Genomic DNA, 21,454 nt, shown 5'->3' with positions numbered 1-21,454 from the left:
CGGGGGCAGGCGTGGGGCGGCGGGGACGCTATTGTCCCCGATTCAGGCCCCCTCGCCCACCGCCGCGCCACCGATCGGGAACTGCTGGCGTTGGGAACCGCTGTCGGTAGAGTCGACTGTTAGTCGACTGCTCTTCGTTCAGATGATCAAAATCCCCGCGCTGCGCGCGATAGTCGACTAACAGTCGACTCTACCCGGTTCCCTTTACCCGCCCGGTTCCGTTCACCCATCCCCCCGATTGTGCCCGCCCGCTGAATTAGCCCGGCCCGGTTGCCCGTCGGGCAACACAGGTCATTCCTCTTCCGGCACATCCTGCGGGTTCAGCGTCTTGCTCTCGCGCTTCGGCGCGGTGAACGGCGTCGGCGTCGGTACGCCCTGCGGGCTGTTGCCGTAGATCATCCGCGCGCCGGCATTCAGACCACCACCGGCAATCTCCAGCTCGAAACGCTCGGCATCGCGGCGACGGATCTGCTCGGCAATCTCCACCGCATCGTCTTCGTCCGCACCCAGCTCCACCAGCGCGGCCTGGCCGAACAGCACCGCCGACTCGAACGTCTCGCGGATCTGGAAATCGACACCGGCATGGATCAGCCGCAGCGAATGCTCGCGGTCGAACGAGCGCACCATCAGTTTGGCCTGCGGGAACTCGTGCGCCACCAGCTCAACAATGCGATCAGCCGCCTCGGCCTTGTCCACGCACACGGCAATCGCACGTGCGGTGGCCGCGCCGGAAGCATGCAGCACATCCAGTCGCGTGCCATCGCCGTAATAGATCTTGAAACCGAAGCGTGCCGCGCTCTGGATCATCTCCACATCGTTGTCGATGATGGTCACGTCCACGTCGCGCGCCAGCAGCGACTGGCTGGCGACCTGGCCGAAGCGGCCGAAGCCGATCAGCAGCACGCTGCCGGACAGGCCCTCGGCCTCGTCCACGCCGTCCATGTTCACCGTCGGCTTAGGTGCCACGCGCTTGTAGAGCAGCACCACCAGCGGGGTCAGTGCCATCGACAGCACCACCACCGCGGTGAAGTTGGCATTGATCTCCAGGTTGATCACGCCGGCCGATGCCGCGGCGGAGAACAGTACGAAGGCGAACTCGCCGCCCTGCGCCATCAGCACACCGCGATCCAGCGCCTGTGCGTGATCACTGCCCATGATGCGCGCGACCACGTAGATGCACAGCGCCTTGGCCGCCATCAGCGCCAGCACCAGGCCCAGGATCAGCTGCCAGTTGCCGGCCACCACGCCCAGGTCCAGCGCCATGCCCACGCTGAGGAAGAACAGGCCGAGCAGGATGCCGCGGAACGGTTCGATGTCCGCTTCGATCTGGTGGCGGAAGGTGGATTCGCTCAGCAGCACACCGGCCAGGAACGCGCCCATCGCCATCGACAGGCCGGACAGCTGCATCAGCAGCGCCGCACCCAGCACCACCAGCAGCGCGGCGGCGGTCATTACCTCGCGCGCCTTCGATTCGGCCAGCACGCGGAACAACGGGTTGAGCAGGAAGCGGCCGACCAGCACCAGGCCGATGATGGCACCCACGCCGATCGCCACCGACAGCCAGCGCGAGCCTTCGCCATCGGCGCTGCCCGCGCTCGGGCCCATCCACGCCACCAGCGCCAGCAACGGCACGATCAGCAGGTCTTCGAACAGCAGGATCGAAACGATCTTCTGCCCCGACGGCAGCGCGATGTCACCGCGCTCTGCCAGCAGCTGCATCACCACCGCGGTGGAGGTGAGCACGAAGCCGGTGGCGCCGATGAAGGCCACCTGCCACGGCAGGCCGAACAGCTTGGCGATGCTGGTCAGCACCAGCGCACAGGTGACGATCTGCAGCGTGCCCAGCCCGAAGATTTCCTTGCGCAGGCTCCACAGGTGCGACGGCCGCATTTCCAGGCCGATCACGAACAGGAACATCACCACGCCGAGTTCGGCGGTATGCAGGATCGCCTGCGGGTCGGAGAACCAGCCCAGCCCGAACGGTCCGATCGCCAGGCCAGCGGCGAAGTAGCCCAGCACCGAGCCCAGGCCGGCCCGGCGGAACAAAGGCACCATCACCACCGCCGCGCCCAGCAGGGCGACGACCTTGACCAGCTCGCTGGTCGCTGCTTCTACCGCCATGCGGTGTTTTCCCCAAGATCCAGAATCGGGTTCAACAATAGAGCAATGCCGATGACGGCAATAGCACGCATGTTGCGCCGGATTGTCTTGGAGGTGGAACGATGATGGGAGTGACCCCCGACATCATCCTGAAACCCTGCACATGCTTCGGTGGGCGCCATGACCTGTAGAGCCGAGCCCACGCTCGGCTGCTCTTCGTGCCGAGGCCAGAAGCAGCCGAGCATGGGCTCGGCTCTACAGTAGATCCACGCCATGCGTGGATGACGCACAGCCGTCATGCCCCAGTAGATCCACGCCATGCGTGGATGACGCACAGCCGCCGCGCCCCGGTAGATCCACGCCATGCGTGGATGAATCCCCGCCCAGCCTCACCCACCCCGGCAGAACGCGGCGTAATCGATGTACCCCGGGAACGGCACGCCCGGCGCGCACACCGGGCACTGCGGGTCGGGCCGGATGCCGGTCTCGCGGAAGCGCATGCCCAGCGCATCGAAGCGCAGCAGCCGCCCCACCAGCGGCTCGCCGATGCCCAGCAGCAGCTTCAGCACCTCGGTGGCCTGCAGCACGCCGGCCAGGCCAGGCAGCACGCCCAGCACCCCTGCCTCCGAACAGTTCGGCGCGAACTCCGGCGGCGGCGGCTCGGGGAACAGGCAGCGGTAGCACGGCGCCACGCCACGCTGGCGGCCGGCGTCAAACACGCTTACCTGGCCGTCGAAGCGCTCGATGGCGGCATACACCAGCGGCGTGGCGTGCTTGATGCAGGCATCGTTGAGCAGGTAGCGCAGCGGGAAGTTGTCCGAGCCGTCCAGCACCACGTCCACGCCGTCCAGCAGCACATCCACGTTCTCGGATGTGACCCGCTCAGGCACGGCCTCGACCTCGATCGACGGGTTCAGCGCCAGCAACCGCTCACGCGCGGAATCGACCTTGAGCTGGCCGACGCTGGCCTCGGTATGCACGATCTGCCGGTGCAGGTTGCTCCGCTCGACGCGGTCGTGGTCGGCAAAGCGCAGGTGCCCCACCCCGGCCGCGGCCAGATAGAAGCCGGCCGGTGCGCCCAACCCACCCGCGCCCAGCAGCAGCACGCGCGATTGCTGCAGCCGCCGTTGCCCTGCCTCGCCCACCTGCGGCAGCAGCAGGTGGCGCGAATAGCGATCGTAGAAGTCGCGGTCGGCAGCACTGGCCAGCGGCTGCACCAGCGGCAGCGACTGCTCGCGCCAGGCCACGGTGCCGCCCGTCACGGAAGCGACGTTTGTGTAGCCGGCCTCCAGCAGGAACTGCGCGGCATCGGCCGAGCGCTTGCCGCTCTGGCAGATCAGCAGGATCTCCTGGTCGTGCCGCGGCAGATGCGCGGCCGGGTCGGCATGCAGTTCGCGCTTGGCCACGCCGCGCGCGCCCTCGGCCATCCCGCCGGCCCGTTCGTGCGCCTCACGCACATCGATCAGCACCGCGCCGTGGGCCAGGCGTTCATGGGCCTGCTGCGGGGAAAGCTGGGGAATGCTCATGCACCCATTGTAGAGCGGCCGTCGGGGGTGTCGTGGAATGCCGAAACCCCGCGCTTCGCGCGGTAGTCGACTAACAGTCGACTCTACCCAGTCGCGGTTATCCCACCGCCGTTACCCAGTCGCCGTTACCCAGTCGCGGTCACCCCGCCGCGGTTAGCCCGCCGCCATTGCCCCATCAATGTCACGCCATCGCCGTTACCCCGTCGCGGCGTTCAAACGAAAAAGGCGGCCCTGCGGCCGCCTTCCCGTGAATCATTTGCCCTTGACGTGCTTCATCAAGCGCCGCTTGGCCTTGACCTGCCGCTCGGTGAGGACGTTCTTCTTGCCCTCGTACGGGTTGGTGCCCTCGCGGAAGATGAAGCTCACCGGCGTACCGATCAGCTTGAAGCGCTTGCGGAAGAAGTTCTCCAGGTAGCGCTTGTACGACTCCTGCAGCTCCTTCAGGCGCGTGCCGTGCACGATGAAGGTCGGCGGGTTGGCGCCGGCCGGGTGCACGTAGCGCAGCTTGGAGACGTGGCCGCGGATGGTCGGCGGCGGGTTGGTCTCGTAGGCCACTTCCAGCGCCTTGTTCACTTCACTGGTGGTGAAGGTCTTGTTCGCCGATTCGTGCGCGCGGTGCACCGCACGGAACAGCTCACGCAGGCCCGAGCCATGCTTGGCCGAGATGCGCACCGACTCGGCCCACGGCACGAAGCCCAGCTTCAGCGACAGCATGGTCTCGGCCTGCTCGCGCTGGTACTCGGTCAGGCCATCCCACTTGTTGATGGCGATCACCAGTGCACGGCCGGCGTCGAGCACGGCACCGAGCACGGTGGCGTCCTGGTCGGTCACACCTTCGGTGGCGTCGAGCATCAGCACGGCCACCTGGCACTGCTCGATCGACTGCATGGTCTTGACCACCGAGAACTTCTCGACGACCTCGTCCACGCGCGAACGGCGGCGCAGGCCGGCGGTGTCGATCAGGCGGTACTCGCGGCCGTCGCGCTCCAGGTCCACTGCGATCGAGTCGCGGGTGGTGCCCGGCACGTCGGAGGCGATCATGCGCTCCTCGCCGAGGATGCGGTTGACCAGGGTCGACTTGCCCACGTTCGGGCGGCCGACGAAGGCGATGCGGATGCGGTTCGGATCGTTGTCCAGCTCTTCGCCGCTGCCCTCTTCCGGCAGGCGCTGGATCACTTCATCCAGCAGATCGTCCAGGCCCTGGCGATGCGCGGCCGAAACGGTCAGCATCTCGCCGAAACCGTAGCGGGCGAACTCCGAACGCACGCTGTCCTCGTCGGTGCCGTCGATCTTGTTGATCAGCAGCAGCGTCGGACGCGACAGCTTGCGCAGCCAGGCCAGGATCTCGTCGTCCAGCGCCGAGGTGCCCTCGCGGGCATCCACGACGAACAGGATCAGATCGGCTTCGGCCGCGGCAGCCCGGGCCTGACGCGTGGTGGCGCCCGCCAGGCCTTCGTCTTCCCCGGCGATACCACCGGTATCCACGACGAGGAAATGGTTGTCCTCGTCGAGGCGGCAGACGCCGTAGTTGCGGTCACGGGTAACGCCGGGCTGGTCATGGACCAGCGCGTCGCGGGTGCGCGTAAGCGCATTGAAAATAGTCGACTTGCCGACATTCGGCCGTCCAACCAGGGCGACCAAAGGCAGCATCGCGATTACTCCAATTTTTAATTTGCCAACCGGAAGGCGGTCAGCTTGCCATCCACGTTCTGCACCAGCAGCACCCCGTCGACGACGACCGGCTGGGCCAGCAGGGCGTCACCGCCGCTCTTCGCCCGTGCCGCCATCGCACCATCGGAGGTCTTCAACCAGTGCACGTATCCCTTGTAGTCGCCGACGACCACGTAATCACCCTGCAGCGCCGGGCCGGTCAGCGAACGACGCGCCAGCTCGGTCTGCGACCACATGGCAGCGCCGGTCGCCTTGTCCAGGCCGAACACGCCACCCTTGTTGTCGGTAACGAACACATTGCCCGACGACACCGCCACACCACCTGCACCGCCATGGTCACGCGCCCACAGCGGGCGACCGGTCGGGCCTTCGATGGCCATGGTCTGGTTCTTGAAGCTGCTCACGAAGAGGGTGTTGCCCTCCAGCACCGGGGCGCCATCGACGTCGGCCATGCGCTCCAGCTCGGTACGGCCTTCGCCGTTGCCGAGGTTCTGCTCCCACAGGGTACGCCCATCCTGCATGGCGAGCGCGGCAACCGCGCCTTCGTCCTTGCCGATGAACAGCACGCCCGGGCCGGTGACCACCGGGGCGTTGCCGCGCACGGTCAGCGCCGGCAGTTCGCTCGGGTTGAACCACTTCTGGGTGCCGTTGCCGGCATCGAAGGCCGTGACGCGGCCATCATTGCTGCGCACGAACACCAGACCCTGGGCCACGGCCGGCGCGGCAATGACTTCACCCGGGACACGGGCGCGCCACTTCTCGCTGCCGTCATTGATGTCCAGCGCGATGACCTGGCCATCGAGCGTGCCGATCACGACCAGGTTCTCACCAACACCCGGACCGCCGGACAGGCGCAGCTTCGGCTTCTTCTTTTCCTTCTGCGGCTCCCAGGTCCAGACCTTCTTGCCGGTCTGCAGGTCGATGGCGTGCACGCCACCGGTGATCGCCGCGGCGAACACATGGCCATTGGCCACGGCCGGGCCCTGGCGCACGCCGATGCGGCGCTCGCCCTTGCCGAGGTTGACCGACCAGGCCTTGTTGACCTTCACGCTCGGCTCGAACTTGACCAGCTCAGCCGGCTCCTGGGCCTTCTTCGCTGCCGCGTCCTTGCCGGCGAACCAGCCCTTCATGGTGCTGCAGCCGGTCAGGGCCATGCCCATCAGGAGCACGGTGGCGACGCGGGTGATCATGACCTTCTGACTCATCAAACCGACTCCGCAGGGGCGGCGACCGTGCCGCCGGCATCCATAACCTTGGTTTCCAGCAGGCGCCGCTGCGGCGCTGCCACGTCCAGCGACTTCAGCGCCTTCTCGTACTGTGCACGGGCGTCATCGCGCTTGCCCTGCGCCATCAGCGCATCGCCATGGATTTCCAGGCTGCTGCTGTCGGTGGCGCTGCCCAGCAGCTTGATTGCCTCGTCGCTCTTGCCGGTGGCCACCAGCAGGCGGGCCACACGCTGGTCGACCACGCGCTGCAGGTCGCTTTCGACCTTCACGGCGCGCAGGGTGGCCAGCGCTTCTTCGTTCTTGCCGGCGTCGACCTGGGCCTTGGCCAGCTGCAGCGCCGCGAGGTCGCCGTAGATGCTGGACGGGCCGGCTTCGAGCGCCTTCACTGCCTTGGCAGCGTCGTCGAGCTTGTTCTGTTGAAGGCCGACCAGCGCCTTCTGGTACTCCACGTTGGCCGAGGCCAGCTTGCCGCCCTGATCCTTCTGGTACCACTGCCAGCCGGCAATGGCACCGATCGCGATGGCTACGCCACCGAGGATGCTGGCGCCATTCTTCCGCAGCCAGCTGCGGACGCGTTCACTTTGTTCGTGCTCGTCGAGCAGATCGTCGATCGCCATGCGTACTCTCGCCCCGCCCATCGGGAGGGACCATTGGAATTAATCGAAGGTGGTGAAACCGCGCCTCAGTGCGAAACCGGGACTACGGAGCCTTCAGAGGATACCTGAAAGCGTGCCACGTTGGCTCGCTGGTACGGGGTCAGATCGACGATAGCGCCGTTCTGCTGAACCTGGACCGCCGAAGCGTTCCCCAGAGTCACCCGGGTCACCTGGCCCGGCGTGAAGCTGCGGCTCTCGCCGGACTTGATCAGCGCCTTCTCGACGGTGGCGCCGTCCGGACCACCGATATCGACCCAGCTGTCGCCGCTGAACTGCATCTCCAGCGTATTGGCGGCCGCGAGCGCAGCGGGTGCCGAACGCGGCACCGGGGACAGCGAAGCGACGTACGGGGTTGCGGCCGGCTTGCTGGCCGGGGCACTCGCGACTTCAACCGGGGTTGCCGGTTCGACCCCCGCAGCGGACGGGGCCACCGGCACAGCGGCCGGGATCGCGTCCAGCGAGGCGGTGTTCGGCGACGGCGTGGCGCTGCCATCGAAATGGCCGCGGGTGGCGAACCACACCGGCACGGCCAGCACGGCGGTGATACCGACATACAGCACGCGCCGGCCGAGGTTCTCGGCGATGCGGCGCGCACGCGGGGTATGGGTATGGCTGACCAGGGTGGGCGGCACCACCGGCCCCACCTGGGCCTGCTCGAGCAGCTGGCCCACATCGACATCAAGCAGGCGCGCGTAACTGCGCAGCTGGCCGCGCACGAATACGGGCGCGCCCAGCTTCTGCCACTGCTCTTCTTCCAGCGACTTGACCACCTGGACCGGCATGCGCAGGCGCGAGCCGACATCCTCAAGGGTCAGTCCGGCCGCTTCACGGGCCTGGCGCAGGCGGGTGCCGCAGCCGGCCGCAGTCTCGAGAGCGCTCACAGTCTGGTCATCAATCACAATGCATCAACCCTGGAGTTAGGAGCCCGCTTCCTGCGGAAATTCCTGTCGAATCCGCTGGAGATAGCGGTCAGATGCCGCCCTATCCCCCAGCCGCGCTTCGATTTGAGACGCAAGTTGTAACACGGAACGCGTTGCGGGTGCAGCCGCAATCCTACGTTCGGCGAAGGCCCTGGCCTCCATGTAGCGGCCCTGGCGGAAGCTGAGCTGGGCCATGGCCTCCAATGCGACCGGGTTGCCGGGCAGCGTCGCCAGCGCCGCGCGCAGGTCGCGCTCGGCACGCTCGAACTGGCCTGCATCCAGCGCACAGCTGCCGGCATTGGCCTGTGCTTCGGCTACGGCGGGGTTGCCCGGCGCCCGCTGGGCACGATCGAACCAGATCAGCGATTCGGCCGTCTGACCCTGCTGGCAGAGCCACGCACCATAGTTGTTGAGCACGTCGCCGCGTTGCGGCGCCAGCTCGGCGGCCTTGCGGAAGTTCTCGCCGGCCTGCTGGCTGCGACCGCGACGCTCGTCGATGCCCGCAAGCAGGACCAGGCCATCGGGGGCCGTGGGCACCAGCTTCTGGGCTACGCGCGCCTTGCGCTCGGCAGCATCGAGATTACCGCCCTGGATGTCGCGGCCGGCCAGGGTCAGCAACTCCTGCCAGCGCACCTGCTGCCGCACCCCTTCCGGATCACGGACGGAGTAGACCGGCGCCTCGCTCGGGCCGAGCTTGGCCTTGGGATGGGATTTGCAGCCGCCGACCGCGAGGGCCAGCGTGCCTGCGAGCAGAACCAGCCAGAGGCGGTCAGGCCGCGGCATCGCTCCCCTTCCCCGCCTGCAGCGTCTTGTTGAACTCCGCCTGGCGGCGGGTGCGGTCCATCACCTGGCCCTTGAGCTGGCCACATGCCGCATCGATGTCGTCGCCACGGGTGCGGCGGACCATGGTCAGCACGTTGCTGTCGAGCAGGATCTTCTGGAAGGCGCGGATGTGCGCCTCTTCCGAACGCTCGTAGCGGGTGCCCGGGAACGGGTTGAACGGGATCAGGTTGACCTTGCCCGAATCCTTGGCCTGCACCGCGTTGTCGAACTGGCGCATCAGGCGGGCCAGTTCGCGGGCATGCTCGGGCTTGTCGTTGATGCCCTTCATCAGGGTGTATTCGAAGGTGACCGATTCGCGGCGCTTGTTGGCGCGCAGGTAGCGTGCGCACGAGGCCATCAGCTCGGCGATCGGGTACTTCTTGTTGAGCGGCACCAGCGTCTCGCGCAGCGCGTCGTTCGGCGCATGCAGCGACACCGCCAGCGATACGTCGCTTTCGGCAGACAGGCGGTCGATCTGCGGCACCAGGCCGGAGGTCGACAGGGTCACGCGCTTGTTGGCCAGGCCGTAGCCCAGATCGTCGCGCATCACGCTCATGGCGCGCACGACGTTGTCGAAATTCATCAGCGGCTCGCCCATGCCCATCATCACCACGTTGGTGAGGCGGCGCATCTGGTGCGGCACGTTGCCCAGGTGGCGTGCGGCAACCCACACCTGGCCGATGATCTCGGCGGTGGTCAGGTTGCGGTTGAAGCCCTGGGTGGCGGTGGAGCAGAACGTGCAGTTCAGGCCGCAACCGACCTGCGAGGACACGCACAGCGTGCCGCGGGTCTTGTCCGGGATGTACACGGTCTCGATGGCGTTCTTGCCATCCACGCCCATCGCCAGCAGCCACTTGTGGGTGCCGTCGGCGGAGGGCTTGTCGAACACGATGTTCGGAACCAGTACCTCGGCATGGGCCTGCAGCTTGGCGCGCAGGACCTTGCCGAGGTCGGTCATTTCATCGAAATCGGTGACGTAGCGATGGTGGATCCACTTCATCACCTGGTGGGCACGGAACTTCTTTTCGCCAAGAACCTCGACGAAGAACTTCTCCAGGCCCGCGCGATCGAGGTCGAGCAGGTTCTGCTTGCCAGCCGTGGGTGCCGACTTCGGCAGCGGCTGGATGGCGGGGGACTGTACGACCTCGTTCACGGCATTACTCTCAGCGCGAAACGACTTCGGTGGCGGCGAAGAAGTAGGCGATTTCAATCGCGGCATTCTCGACCGAGTCCGAGCCGTGGGCGGCGTTGGCATCGATGGATTCGGCGAAGTCGGCGCGGATGGTGCCCGGCGCGGCTTCCTTCGGGTTGGTGGCGCCCAGCAGGTCGCGGTGGGCCAGGACGGCGTTCTCGCCTTCCAGGGCCTGGATCATCACCGGGCCGGAGATCATGAACTCGACCAGTGCGTTGAAGAACGGACGCTCGCGGTGCACGGCGTAGAAGCCTTCGGCTTCACGGCGCGACAGCTGCTTGTACTTGGCGGCCACGACCTTCAGGCCGGCCTTCTCGAAGCGGGCGTAGATTTCGCCGATGACGTTCTTGGCAACGGCGTCCGGCTTGATGATCGAAAGGGTGCGCTCCAGCGCCATGGGATGTCTCCAATGGAATCGGGCCGCTGATGGCCCGAAGGGTAACATGAAAAAAACCCGCGTCGGGACGCGGGCTTAGCCTGATAAACGTAGGCGAATTGTAAAAGATAAAGCGCTGCCGTGGTAGAGGGCGGCCAGCGCCCCCTGTAGAGCCGAGCCCATGCTCGGCTGCTTTTGGCCAGAAAGGCAGCCGAGCATGGGCTCGGCTCTACAGAAGCCGCACACCCTTCCAGGCCACCCCGCCCCACCCCATTCATCCACCTGAGCGGATTCTGACCGCCCCGGGTATTTTTGCTGCACTGCAAAATGCCATACGGTACCGTCTGGTTCTAGTATCAAACAATCGTTTGATTAAGGTCCGCCCACCGATGGCCAAGCCCGCCCACTTCTCGACCAAGGACCGGATCCTCGGTGCCGCCGAGGAGCTGTTCGCCCAGCACGGCTTCGCCGGCACCTCGCTGCGCCAGGTCACCAGCCAGGCCGACGTCAACATTGCCGCGGTCAACTACCACTTCGGCTCCAAGGAAAACCTGGTCAACGAGGTGTTCCGCCGCCGCATGGACGAGATGACCGGCGCCCGCCTGTCGCAGCTGGAACGTGCCCGCGCGGAGCACCCCGGCCAGCTGCGCCCGGTGCTGGCCGCCTTCGTCGAGCCGGCACTGGCGCTGGCCCAGGACCGCCAGAACGGCGGCGCCTTCGTGCGCGTGATCGCCCGCGCCTACGCCGAGAAGAACGACAACCTGCGCAAGTTCCTGTCCGACCACTACGGCCACGTGCTGCGTGCGTTCGGCAAGGCCATCGGCGAATGCGTGCCGGACCTGAGCAAGGAGGAGCTGTACTGGCGCCTCGACTTCCTGGCCGGCTCGCTGACCTATGCGATGGCCGACTTCGGGCTGATCAAGCGTCCCGCCGGTGTCACCGAAGCGGCGCATCGTGCCCATGCCGCCCACGAACTGATCCATTTCGCCGAAGCCGGGTTCCGCGCCGCCGCACGCGCCAGCGCCCTGCCCGCTTCCCCTTGATTCCACCCAGTAACTGCTGACCAACAAAGGCCCTACACCATGTCCAATTCCCTGCTAGTCCGCCGCGCCGCCGTGCTGGGTGCCGGCGTCATGGGTGCCCAGATTGCCGCCCACCTCACCAACGCTGGCGTCGACACCGTGCTGTTCGACCTGCCCGCCAAGGAAGGTCCGGCCGACGGCATCGTGCTGAAGGCGATCGCCAACCTGGGCAAGCTGAGCCCGGCGCCGCTGGCCAGCAAGTCGCTGGCCGAAGCCATCACCCCGGCCAACTACGAATCCGGGCTGGAGCAGCTGAAGGACTGCGACCTGATCATCGAGGCCATCGCCGAGCGCATGGACTGGAAGCAGGACCTGTACAAGAAGATCGCCCCGTTCGTGGCCGACCACGCGGTGCTGGCGTCCAACACCTCGGGCCTGGGCATCAACAAGCTGGCCGACGTGCTGCCCGAGCAGCTGCGCCACCGCTTCTGCGGCGTGCACTTCTTCAATCCGCCGCGCTACATGCACCTGGCCGAGCTGATCCCGGCCACCACCACCGATGCCGCCGTGCTGGAAGGCCTGGAAGAGTTCCTGGTCACCACCCTGGGCAAGGGCGTGGTGTACGCCAAGGACACCCCGAACTTCATCGGCAACCGCATCGGCGTGTTCTCGATCCTGTCCACCATCCACCACACCCAGCAGTTCGGCCTGGGCTTCGATGAAGTGGACGGACTGACCGGCCCGCTGGTCGGCCGCCCGAAGTCGGCGACCTACCGCACCTCCGACGTGGTCGGCCTGGACACCATGGCCCACGTCATCAAGACCATGGGCGACACCCTGCCCAACGACCCGTGGCATGAATTCTTCAAGTCGCCGAAGTGGCTGGACGCGCTGATTTCCAAGGGCGCGCTGGGCCAGAAGACCGGCGCCGGCATCTTCCGCAAGGTCGGCAAGGACATCGTGGTGCTGGACCTGGAGAAGCAGGACTACCGTCCGGCCGACCGCACCGCCGCACCGGAAGTGGTCGAGATCCTGAAGATCAGGAACCCGGCCGAGAAGTTCGCCAAGCTGCGCGAGAGCCAGCACCCGCAGGCGCAGTTCCTGTGGGCGACCTTCCGTGACCTGTTCCACTACAGCGCCTACCACCTGGCCGATATCGCCGAGACCGCGCGTGACGTCGACCTGGCCATCCGCTGGGGCTACGGCTGGTCGCTGGGCCCGTTCGAAACCTGGCAGGCCGCGGGCTGGAAGCAGGTGGCACAGTGGATCGCCGATGACATCGTCGCCGGCAAGAGCATGAGCAACGCCCCGCTGCCGGACTGGGTGTTCGATGGCCGCGACGGCGTGCACGCCGCCGAAGGCAGCTACAGCCCGTCGCGCAACGCCAAGCTGCCGCGTTCGTCGCTGCCGGTGTACCAGCGCCAGCGTTTCCCGGATCCGCTGCTGGGCGAGAAGTTCGCGCCGGGCGAGACCGTGTTCGAGAACGACGGCCTGCGCATGTGGCATGACGGTGATGGCATCGCCGTGGTCAGCTTCAAGACCAAGATGAACACTGTGTCCGACCAGGTGCTGGATGGCCTGCAGGAATGCGTGAGCCGAGCCGAGAAGGACTTCCAGGGCCTGGTGATCTGGCAGCAGAAGGAGCCCTTCTCCGCCGGTGCCGACCTGGCCGGCGCGCTGGGCCTGCTGCAGGCCGGCAAGGTCGACCAGTTCGAAGAAATGGTCGCCAACTTCCAGCGCACCAGCCAGCGCATCAAGTACTCGCTGGTGCCGGTGGTGGCAGCGGTTCGCGGCCTGGCCCTGGGCGGCGGCTGCGAGTTCCAGATGCACAGCGCCAAGACCGTGGCCTTCCTGGAAAGCTACATCGGCCTGGTCGAGGCCGGCGTCGGCCTGCTGCCGGCCGGTGGTGGCCTGAAGGAACTGGCCGTGCGTGCCTCGCAGGCCGCGGGCCCGGGCGGTGACGTGTTCGCCGAACTGAAGAAGACCTTCGAGACCGTGGCGATGGCCAAGGTGTCCAACTCGGCGGTCAATGCCAAGGAACTGGGCCTGCTGCGCAGCACCGACAAGGTGGTGTTCAACAGCTACGAAGCGCTGCACATCGCCAAGGCCGAAGCTCGCGCCCTGGCCGAAGCGGGCTACCGTCCGCCGCTGCCGGCACGCCGCATCCAGGTCGCCGGTGACGTGGGTATCGCCACCTTCAAGATGATGCTGGTCAACATGCTGGAAGGCCGCTTCATCAGCCCGTACGACTACGAGATCGCCGAGCGCATCGCCACCGTGCTGTGCGGCGGCAAGGTCGACCGCGGCACCCTGGTGGACGAAGAGTGGCTGCTGACTCTGGAGCGCAAGCACTTCGTCGAACTGGCCCAGCAGGAAAAGACCCAGGCCCGCATCGCGCACATGCTGAAGACCGGCAAGCCGCTGCGGAACTGACGGAAGACATCGGTAGTGCCGGCCGCTGGCCGGCAACCTCTTCCAACCCCTATTCAAGAGATCACTGCAATGACCAAGCAAATCCAGGACGCCTACATCGTCGCCGCCACCCGCACCCCGGTCGGCAAGGCGCCCAAGGGCATGTTCCGCAACACCCGCCCCGATGACATGCTTGCGCACGTACTGCGCAGCGTCGTGGCCCAGGCTCCGGGCGTGGACGTCAACCGCATCGATGACGCGATCATCGGCTGCGCCATGCCGGAAGCCGAGCAGGGCATGAACGTGGCGCGCATCGGCGTGCTGCTGGCCGGCCTGCCGAATACCATCGCCGCACAGACCGTGAACCGCTTCTGCTCCTCCGGCCTGCAGGCCGTGGCGCAGGCCGCCGACGCGATCCGCCTGGGCAACGCCGACCTGATGCTGGCCGGTGGTACCGAGTCGATGTCGATGGTGCCGATGATGGGCAACAAGATCGCGATGGCGCCGAGTGTGTTCGACAACGACCACGTGGCCATCGCCTACGGCATGGGCATCACCGCCGAGAAGGTGGCCGAAGAGTGGAAGGTCTCCCGCGAAGACCAGGACGCCTTCGCCCTCGCCTCGCACCAGAAGGCCATGGCCGCGATCCAGAACGGCGAGTTCAAGGACGAGATCAGCCCGTACGAGATCGTCTCGCACCTGCCGGACCTGGCCGATGGCCAGCGCATCATCACCCGCAACAAGATCGCCGACACCGACGAGGGCCCGCGCCCGGATTCTTCGGCTGAAGGCCTGGCCAAGCTGCGCCCGGTGTTCCGCAACGGCCAGTTCGGCGGCACCGTCACCGCCGGTAACTCGTCGCAGATGAGCGACGGCGCCGGCGCCGTGCTGCTGGCCTCGGAACAGGCGATCAAGGACTACGGCCTGACCCCGCTGGCCCGCTTCGTCAGCTTCTCGGTGGCCGGCGTGCGTCCGGAAGTGATGGGCATTGGCCCGATCGCCGCGATTCCGAAGGCACTGAAGCAGGCCGGCCTGACCCAGGACCAGCTGGACTGGATCGAATTGAACGAAGCCTTCGCCGCGCAGTCGCTGGCGGTGATCCGCGATTGCGGCCTGGACCCGAGCAAGGTCAACCCACTGGGCGGCGCGATTGCCCTGGGCCACCCGCTGGGCGCGACCGGCGCGATCCGTACCGCCACCCTGCTGCACGGCCTGCGTCGTCGCCAGCAGAAGTACGGCATGGTGACGATGTGCATCGGCACCGGCATGGGTGCGGCGGGTATTTTCGAGGCGCTGTAAGTTTCAAAGCGTTGCCTCGTTGGGCTTCATGGCGTGGGCCGGGTTGGCAGGGCTGCCCGGGACACGCCGTGAACCCCGCTCCGCGGTCCGGCCCAGCCGCTGGCGGCTGTGCGTTCGGGCGCTTGCGAAGCAGTGCTTCGCAAGCAAAGCGCCCTCACCCTTGGGGGCTCGATGGCGCCATCCATGGCGCCAACGGTCCCGGTCAGCCTCACCCACCGTCGCCATCCATCATTCCGCGCGGCGAAGGGGTGAGCAAAGGCAAGAGCGGTAGATCCACGCCATGCGTGGATGTTCCGGAAACGAAAAAGGCAGCCAATGGCTGCCTTTTTTGCTTTTGCCCCTGCCCTTGATTCCGCCCTTCCCGTCCGCGTCGCACGGAAACTGTCGAGAGGGGGCGGATGGCCCTCTCCAAAACCGTTGGCGCCATGGATGGCGCCATCGAGCACCATGGAAGGGCTTTGGCGTGTTTTGGAGAGGGCCATCCGCCCCCTCCCCCACGTATCAGTCAAGGCGCCGCGAACGGAGCGCTTGATAAAACCCTCATTCCGCCAACATCGCCGTCAGCTTCTCCCGCGCCGGCCCTGCCAGCTTCGGGTTGTCCAACGCGAAGCGGATCGTCGCCTCCACCAGCCCCAGGTGTGTACCGCAGTCGAAACGAGTGCCCTCGAATCGGTAGGCATCGACCTCTTCGGTCTTCAGCAACTGCGCGATCGCATCGGTCAACTGGATCTCGCCGCCGGCACCGCTGCCGGTCTGCTCCAGCAGCTCGAAGATCTTCGGGCTCAGCACATAGCGGCCGACCACCGCCAGGTCGCTCGGCGCGTCCTCCGGCTTCGGCTTCTCCACGATCTGCGAAATGCGACCCTTGCGGCCGTCGAACGTGTCAGTGGCCACGATGCCGTAGCTGGCAGTCTTGTCGTGCGGCACATCTTCAACCGCAATGACGCTGGCGCCACTGGCTTCGTTGAGGTCGGCCATCTGCTTCAGTGCGCCGTCGCCGCGGTTCCAGATCAGGTCGTCCGGCAGCAGAACCGCGAACGGTTCGTCACCGATCACGGCCTTGGCACACAACACCGCATGGCCCAGGCCCAGCGCCTCGGCCTGGGTCACGAAGATCGCGCGCACGCCATTGGGCAGTACGTGACGGATCAGCTCCAGCTGCTCCTGCTTGCCAGCGCGCTCGAGCTTCTGCTCCAGCTCGTAGGCCTTGTCGAAATAGTCGGCGACTGCATGCTTGTAACGGTTGGTGATGAACACCAGCGTGTCACAGCCCGCCTCGATTGCTTCATCCACCGCGTACTGGATCAGCGGCCGATCAATGATCGGCAGCATCTCCTTCGGAACGGTCTTGGTTGCTGGCAAAAAACGCGTCCCCAGACCTGCTACCGGGAAAACCGCTTTGCGAATTCGCTTGCTCATTGGTGCCTGTTGGCCTCGCGTGCCGGAAAGGGCACGACTTTAGCGGATGAAATGTAAGCATCCTGTTCGATTGGAGAGAACTCCGGCATCGTCGCGAACAGGACTTCCTTGATGCTGTCGGTGTCATAGCTGCACACCGCCTCGCGCAGGCGCGGGACGTTACCCAGCACCAGATCGCGCGAGAACATGCGCACACCGGCCTCGAGAATCTTCGGGTGCGCGGTGGAACGATAGTCCTCGTCCGAATAGAACAGCGTCTCGTGCAGCTTCTCGCCTGGACGCAGGCCGGTGTAGATGATCGGGATGTCCTTGTACGGCTGCTTGCCCGCCAGACGGATCATCTGCTCGGCCAGCAGCCGGATCGGCACCGGCTCGCCCATGTCGAGCGTGTAGATCGCACCGTGCGAGGCCGAAGCCGCTGCCTGCAGGATCAACTGGCAGGCCTCGGGGATGGTCATGAAGTAGCGGCTGACTTCCGGATCGGTGACCGTGACCGGCCCACCACGCAGGATCTGCTCGCGGAACAGCGGCACCACGCTGCCGGCCGAGGCCAGCACGTTGCCGAAGCGCACGGTAACGAAACGGGTGTGCGTGGACTTCTGGTCCAGGCTCTGGCAGATCATCTCGGCATAGCGCTTGCTGGCACCCAGCGCGTTGACCGGGTCAACCGCCTTGTCGGTGGAGATGAACACGAAATGCTCGACGCGGGCTTCCAGGCAGGCACGGGCCACGTTCTCGGTCGCCAGGATGTTGTTGCGCACGGCTTCGCGCAGCTGCCGTTCCAGCACCGGTACATGCTTGTATGCGGCAGCATGGAACGCGGTGTCGACCGGATGCAGCGATAGCGCATGGCGGATCACCGCAGGATCGCCACAATCGCCCAGCACCGCTTCGATCTCGATATCGGGGAAGCTGCGGCGCAGCTCACCTTCAATGGTCAGCAGCAGCAGCTCGCTGATCTCCAGCAGGATGATGCGGCCGGCACCATGGCGCGCGCACTGGCGGCACAGCTCCGAGCCGATCGAGCCACCGGCACCGGTAACCATCACGGTGCGCCCGCCCAACCAGCCGCGGATCAGGTTCCAGTCCGGGGTGATCGGTTTGCGGCCGAGCAGATCCTCGATCGCCACTTCCTTCAGCTGGCCGGGCAGCGACTGGCCCTGCAGGATGTCGCTCAGCTTGGGCACGGTACGGAACGGCACGCCAGTGCTTTCGCAGATGGCGACCACCCGCTGCATGCCTGCGGCATCCAGCGAGGGCATGGCGATCACCAGCAACTTGGCCGCAGTCTCGCGGACCACGGCAGGGGCGTCATCCAGGCTGCCGAGGATCGGCAGGCCCTGCAGCTTGGCACCGCGCAGGTGCGGTGCGTCGTCCAGCAGGCCGACCGGCTCGAAGTTGCCGGAGCGGCGCAGGTCGCGAACCAGCGTCTCGGCAGCCTGCCCGGCCCCCAGGATCAGCACGCGGCGCGCGCTCGAATCCGACTGCAGTGCCTGGTAATCCTTCCAGGCCCGGTACAGCAGGCGCGGCGCGCCCAGCAGCGCCGACAGCGCGAACGGATAGATCACCAGCACCGACATCGGCACGCCGTCGAAACGCTTCCACATCAGCACCAGCACGATGCCGACCAGGCCGATGAAGCTGGCCTTGAAGATGTTCAGCAGGTCACTGACGCTGGCGAAACGCCATAGCCCGCGGTACAGGCCTACGCGCCAGAACACCAGGCCCTGCAGCAGCAGCACCAGCGTGGTGTCGACATTCCAGAGCGGAAGCGCGGGCGCGTTGGGGAGGATCGAGTACCGCCCGGCGTGGAGCAGCTGCCAGCATGCCCAGACCATGAACAGGTCGTGGCAGACGATGGCCGAACGCGGCATCAGGCCGAGAATTCTGTCCCGCCAGGGTGAAGCCATAAGTCAGGTATTTCCTTGTCGGTGACGCAATCCATTGCGCAGGAGGAGCCAGAGGACGCTCAGCGCGAGAAACCACGCGACCGCCAGGACAGCCTCCCACCTCGGCTGCAAATTGGAGCAGACATTAAGCACTGTAATACTGAACAGGCCCAAAGCAAAGTACATCCCTGTCACCTGGGCGTGGCTGGCTCCTGCCTGCACCGCCCGCTGGTAGACGTGCTGGGTATGGGGTTCCATCCAGCGTTGTCCGGAAATGATGCGCGCCGCCAGTGTGAAGCCCGCGTCCACGAGGAACGCCGAAGCCGGCACCAGCAGCAGGATCCAGTTGATATCGGTACGCACCGCGGCGATGGCCAGGACGACGGCGACTGCATAGCCCAGCGCGCCACTTCCGACATCACCCATGAAGATCCGGGCCCGCGGGAAATTGAACGGCAGGAAACCCAGGCAGGCCAGGCCCAGCGCCACCGCCGCCAGCGAATACGGCCAGGGCAGCACCGGCGCCAGCCCCAGTGCAACGACAATGGCCTGGCTGGCGGCAATACCGTTGATGCCATCCATGAAGTTCCAGATGTTGATCAACGAGGCGGTGAATACCAGCACCAGCCCGGCCAGCAACCAGCTTCCACCGTGCACCTTGACCAGGGCGGCCAGCAGCGCGGCGGCAATGAAGTGCACCAGCAGGCGGCGCATGGCCGGCAACGGCCGGTGATCGTCCCACCAGCCGATGCCCGCCACCAGTACCAGGCCCAGGCTGGCCACCAGCAGGCTCGGTGTCGATTCGGGCCAGACCCACATCGCTGCACCGGCGGTGACCAGCAGGCTGATGACGATGGCGATACCGCCACCGCGTGGCGTTGCCACGCTATGGCTGCGACGCTCGCCGGGCTGGTCCATCAGTTGCTGGCGCAGGGCATAACCCCGTGCCGCCCAGGTCAACCCCGCACTCAGCAGGGCCAGCCCCAGCAGCGCGCCCATCACGAGCCACGGCATGGATCAGAGCACCGCGTAGTTCAGCAGTGGCTTGACCGTGCCCCATTCCTTGCAGCTCGGGCACTGCCAATGATGGGTGCGTGCACCGAACCCGCAACGGGTGCAGCGGTAAGCGGGATTGCGCACCAGCAGCTGGTCGGTGATGTGCTTGAGGTCATGCAGGGTCGCCGTGGAATCGGCGCCCTCGGCCAGGGTCAGGTCGATCAGCGCCGATTCGCCACGCACCGACGGACGATCCTTGAGCTGGCGGCCAAGGTAGGCTCGGGCCGGAGCCACGCCCTCCTGCTCTTCCATCAGTCGGGTCAGGGCCAGCACCGGGGCGATGCCACGGTAGTGCTCGGTCATTTCCGACAGGAACGCACGTGCGCCACCCAGGTCGCCGACCTTGCGGTAGTTTTCCATCAACGCCGGCAGCAGCTCGGGCAGGTACTCCGGGTCGTTGCGCGCGGCACGCTCGAATGCACGCACGGCGGCTTCAGCGTTGCCCGCATCCGTCTCAAGGCGACCTTCGATGATGCCGGCGCGCACCGACATGGCGTCGGCCTGGTAGGCGCGGGCAATCGCCGCCCTCGCCTCTTCCAGCTTGCCGGCACCGCGGAAGCGTTCGGCCAGTTCGCATTCGAACTGCCCGATCAGCTTGCCCATCGGCTCGCCGGTGACGTCTTCGAAGCGGGTGGCGTTGTCGATCGCCTTCTCCCAGTCACGCTCGGCCTGATAGATGCCGATCAGGTGCTTGAGCGCCTGCGGGGCGCGCTGGTCCAGCTGCGCCAGCTCGGTGAACACGGTCTCTGCACGGTCCAGCAGGCCGGACTTCATGTAGTCCTCGCCCAGCGCCAGCAGGGCCTGCACGCGCTGCGCGTCGCTCAGGTCGTGGCGGTTGACCAGCCCCTGGTGCAGGCGGATGGCGCGATCGACTTCACCGCGGCGGCGGAACAGGTGGCCCAGCGCGACCTGGGTCTCGAAGGTTTCCTTGTCCAGCTCGGCGATGTGCAGGAACAGTTCGATGGCCTTGTCCGGCTGCTCGTTGAGCAGGTAGTTCAGGCCGCGGAAGTAGGTGCTGGACAGGCGGCTGACCTGGTTGTCACCGTGGCGTTGGCCACCACGCCGGCCAATCACCCACCCGGCCAGTGCGGCCAGCGGGACGAACAGGAAAAACCACAGCCACTCGGTGACGAAATCCATCTTCGATCAGCGTCCATCAAAAGATTGGGGGGAAACAGCCGCGGCCGGCGTGGCGGCGGACTTGTTGGCACGGCGCAGCTGGCTGTAGAGCGGAATGACCACGCTCACCAGCACCAGGCCGGCACCGACGATGACACCGATCAGCAGGGCCGCAATCAGCGCCACGCCGACGGAGGTATTCAACTGGGTAAACAGCAGGTTGATCGACATCGCGGTCATGTTGACCGCACCGATGATCAGCCCAAGGATCAGGACCGCCAGCAGGACCAGCAGACGAAAGACCTTCATGCGACAGCTCCAGTGGCAGGAGTCCGTAGCTTATCCGACCCGCGGCTGGATTCGCACGCGGTGGCGCGACGGAGGCTCAGGCCGGATCGGCGTCCAGCGGCAGCACACTGCTGACCCGCTCGCGCAGTTCCTTGCCCGGCTTGAAATGGGGGACGTGCTTGCCCGGCAGGGCAACCGATTCGCCGGTCTTCGGGTTGCGACCCAGGCGCGGCGGACGATAGTGCAGCGAGAAGCTGCCAAAACCACGGATTTCGATGCGATCCCCTGCGGACAGCGAACCGCCCATCATTTCCAGCAACGACTTCACCGCCAGATCGACATCATCGGCCTTCAGGTGCGCCTGGCGGCGCGCAAGGATTTCGATCAGTTCGGATTTGGTCATTACCGGCTCACATCAGGGGCATCTCAGCCTGAAACGGCCCGGGCAGAAGCCCGGGCCG

At 66.2% G+C, this 21,454-nt stretch carries 19 protein-coding genes; 3 read left to right on the top strand and 16 right to left on the bottom strand.

Going from position 1 to position 21,454, the window contains the following annotated elements; genetic code table 11:
• Positions 1-291 precede the first annotated feature (291 nt).
• From ACZK29_RS08875 to ndk, 10 genes are all read right to left on the bottom strand, one after another.
• Positions 292-2,121: a monovalent cation:proton antiporter-2 (CPA2) family protein gene (locus tag ACZK29_RS08875; RefSeq protein ID WP_478446925.1), complete on the bottom strand. Its 1,830-nt coding sequence runs from the start codon at positions 2,119-2,121 to the stop codon at positions 292-294.
• Positions 2,112-2,465 (bottom strand): hypothetical protein, encoded by a 354-nt coding sequence (locus ACZK29_RS08870; RefSeq protein WP_478446924.1) that lies wholly within the window; start codon positions 2,463-2,465, stop codon positions 2,112-2,114. The genes ACZK29_RS08875 and ACZK29_RS08870 overlap by 10 nt, the downstream gene beginning before the upstream one ends.
• Positions 2,466-2,489: 24 nt before the next feature.
• Entirely contained in the window at positions 2,490-3,626 is a 1,137-nt protein-coding gene (moeB, locus tag ACZK29_RS08865) for a molybdopterin-synthase adenylyltransferase MoeB (RefSeq protein ID WP_478446923.1), read from the bottom strand.
• Between the two features lie 252 nt (positions 3,627-3,878).
• On the bottom strand, positions 3,879-5,276 hold the full coding sequence (gene der / locus ACZK29_RS08860) for a ribosome biogenesis GTPase Der (protein ID WP_012479950.1): 1,398 nt from the start codon (positions 5,274-5,276) through the stop codon (positions 3,879-3,881).
• A gap of 17 nt (positions 5,277-5,293) precedes the next feature.
• Complete coding sequence (gene bamB / locus ACZK29_RS08855; RefSeq protein ID WP_478446922.1) at positions 5,294-6,502, bottom strand: outer membrane protein assembly factor BamB; 1,209 nt, start codon at positions 6,500-6,502, stop codon at positions 5,294-5,296.
• Positions 6,502-7,140: a YfgM family protein gene (locus ACZK29_RS08850; RefSeq protein ID WP_005409299.1), complete on the bottom strand. Its 639-nt coding sequence runs from the start codon at positions 7,138-7,140 to the stop codon at positions 6,502-6,504. The genes bamB and ACZK29_RS08850 overlap by 1 nt, the downstream gene beginning before the upstream one ends.
• Before the next feature lie 65 nt (positions 7,141-7,205).
• A complete protein-coding gene (locus ACZK29_RS08845; protein ID WP_478446921.1) occupies positions 7,206-8,078 on the bottom strand; it encodes a RodZ domain-containing protein in 873 nt (290 codons plus the stop codon).
• A gap of 18 nt (positions 8,079-8,096) precedes the next feature.
• Entirely contained in the window at positions 8,097-8,882 is a 786-nt protein-coding gene (locus ACZK29_RS08840; RefSeq protein WP_478446920.1) for a tetratricopeptide repeat protein, read from the bottom strand.
• Complete coding sequence (rlmN, locus tag ACZK29_RS08835) at positions 8,869-10,074, bottom strand: dual-specificity RNA methyltransferase RlmN (protein ID WP_005409296.1); 1,206 nt, start codon at positions 10,072-10,074, stop codon at positions 8,869-8,871. The genes ACZK29_RS08840 and rlmN overlap by 14 nt, the downstream gene beginning before the upstream one ends.
• A 10-nt stretch (positions 10,075-10,084) precedes the next feature.
• Entirely contained in the window at positions 10,085-10,510 is a 426-nt protein-coding gene (gene ndk, locus ACZK29_RS08830) for a nucleoside-diphosphate kinase (RefSeq protein ID WP_005409295.1), read from the bottom strand.
• A gap of 368 nt (positions 10,511-10,878) precedes the next feature.
• Between ndk and ACZK29_RS08825 the strand changes: the two genes are divergently transcribed.
• The 3 genes from ACZK29_RS08825 to ACZK29_RS08815 all read left to right on the top strand — a co-directional run bounded on the left by ACZK29_RS08825 (position 10,879) and on the right by ACZK29_RS08815 (position 15,222).
• Positions 10,879-11,532 carry a TetR/AcrR family transcriptional regulator gene (locus tag ACZK29_RS08825; RefSeq protein WP_459047597.1) on the top strand — a complete coding sequence of 218 codons (654 nt, stop codon included), beginning with the start codon at positions 10,879-10,881 and terminating at the stop codon, positions 11,530-11,532.
• Positions 11,533-11,571: 39 nt separating this feature from the next.
• A complete protein-coding gene (locus tag ACZK29_RS08820) occupies positions 11,572-13,944 on the top strand; it encodes a 3-hydroxyacyl-CoA dehydrogenase/enoyl-CoA hydratase family protein (RefSeq protein ID WP_106549643.1) in 2,373 nt (790 codons plus the stop codon).
• Positions 13,945-14,013: 69 nt separating this feature from the next.
• Positions 14,014-15,222: an acetyl-CoA C-acyltransferase gene (locus ACZK29_RS08815; protein ID WP_005409292.1), complete on the top strand. Its 1,209-nt coding sequence runs from the start codon at positions 14,014-14,016 to the stop codon at positions 15,220-15,222.
• Positions 15,223-15,762: 540 nt separating this feature from the next.
• Here ACZK29_RS08815 and galU read toward each other — a convergent pair.
• From galU to ACZK29_RS08785, 6 genes are all read right to left on the bottom strand, one after another.
• Positions 15,763-16,641: a UTP--glucose-1-phosphate uridylyltransferase GalU gene (gene galU, locus ACZK29_RS08810; RefSeq protein WP_111202388.1), complete on the bottom strand. Its 879-nt coding sequence runs from the start codon at positions 16,639-16,641 to the stop codon at positions 15,763-15,765.
• The gene (locus ACZK29_RS08805) at positions 16,638-18,551 is read right to left on the bottom strand and encodes a polysaccharide biosynthesis protein (protein ID WP_478446919.1); all 1,914 of its coding nucleotides are present in this window, start codon (positions 18,549-18,551) and stop codon (positions 16,638-16,640) included. Before ACZK29_RS08805 ends, galU begins: the two co-directional genes overlap by 4 nt.
• A 3-nt stretch (positions 18,552-18,554) precedes the next feature.
• On the bottom strand, positions 18,555-19,544 hold the full coding sequence (locus ACZK29_RS08800; protein ID WP_099552293.1) for an MraY family glycosyltransferase: 990 nt from the start codon (positions 19,542-19,544) through the stop codon (positions 18,555-18,557).
• Between the two features lie 3 nt (positions 19,545-19,547).
• Positions 19,548-20,726, bottom strand: coding sequence for a lipopolysaccharide assembly protein LapB (gene lapB, locus ACZK29_RS08795; RefSeq protein WP_049428020.1), 1,179 nt, complete (start codon positions 20,724-20,726; stop codon positions 19,548-19,550).
• Between the two features lie 6 nt (positions 20,727-20,732).
• Positions 20,733-21,014, bottom strand: coding sequence for a LapA family protein (locus ACZK29_RS08790; protein ID WP_111202387.1), 282 nt, complete (start codon positions 21,012-21,014; stop codon positions 20,733-20,735).
• Positions 21,015-21,090: 76 nt separating this feature from the next.
• On the bottom strand, positions 21,091-21,396 hold the full coding sequence (locus ACZK29_RS08785) for an integration host factor subunit beta (RefSeq protein ID WP_005409286.1): 306 nt from the start codon (positions 21,394-21,396) through the stop codon (positions 21,091-21,093).
• Between the last annotated feature and the right edge of the window lie 58 nt (positions 21,397-21,454).

The organism is Stenotrophomonas sp. 89682_Sma (assembly GCF_056481405.1).
This window is presented reverse-complemented; position numbering and strand designations above follow the sequence as displayed.